The organism is Pseudomonas sp. Kh14, assembly GCF_900291005.1.
GTDB lineage: Bacteria > Pseudomonadota > Gammaproteobacteria > Pseudomonadales > Pseudomonadaceae > Aquipseudomonas > Aquipseudomonas alloputida.
The window spans coordinates 1-817 of sequence record NZ_OLKJ01000011.1 but is presented as its reverse complement, the minus strand read 5'-3'; the positions used below and the strand labels follow the sequence as shown (position 1 = coordinate 817).

Below are 817 nucleotides of genomic sequence, written 5' to 3'. Positions count from 1 at the left end.
TCACCGGGAATGCCGAATACATACTCGACACCTTCGTTTTCCAGGCATTGCACAACGACATCGGCGGCCTTGGCCATCTTGCTTGCTACCTCAAGTGATGGGACGGTGGAAGTCCAGAAATGCGCAGCACGGTACGCTGGCATCGCCAGGTCCAGGAGCAAAAGTGCCCCGAACCAAAGTCTTGACGTAGGGGGGGGGCGGGAAAGTCACGTTAATGCTTCGTGGAGGCCATTCTAGCCTGGCGTCGCACCATCCTCTGTAGGAGCGGGTTTACCCGCGAAGAGGCCGGCCCTGCTGGCCAATCCCCACCTGCCGTTCACCATTGCCGCCGCCACCGTATTCGCGGGTAAACCCGCGCATACACAGATTGGTGGTGGACACGTATCGAGGGTGGACACAGGCCGTCGTAGGAGCGGGTTTACCCGCGAAGAGGCCGGCCCTGCTGGCCAATTTCCACCCGCCGCTCACCGTCGCCACCGCTACCGTATTCGCGGGTAAACCCGCTCCTACACAGATTGGTGGTGGACACACATCGGGGGTTGGACACAGGCCATTGTAGGAGCGGGTTTACCCGCGAACCCTGTAGGAGCGGGTTTACCCGCGAACACCGGCGAAGCCGGTGCCATCTCCTTTATTGCCCACAAAGACAAAACCCCTACCTGCATACGCAGATAGGGGTTTTGCGAAATGAATCTTGACGATGACCTACTCTCACATGGGGAAACCCCACACTACCATCGGCGATGCATCGTTTCACTACTGAGTTCGGGATGGGATCAGGTGGTTCCAATGCTCTATGGTCGTCAAGAAATTCTGT

At 58.1% G+C, this 817-nt stretch carries 1 rRNA gene; it reads right to left on the bottom strand.

What is annotated here, in order from left to right:
• Nucleotides 1–692: 692 nt before the first annotated feature.
• Nucleotides 693–808, bottom strand: a 5S ribosomal RNA gene (gene rrf / locus FQ668_RS05320).
• Nucleotides 809–817: the final 9 nt, after the last annotated feature.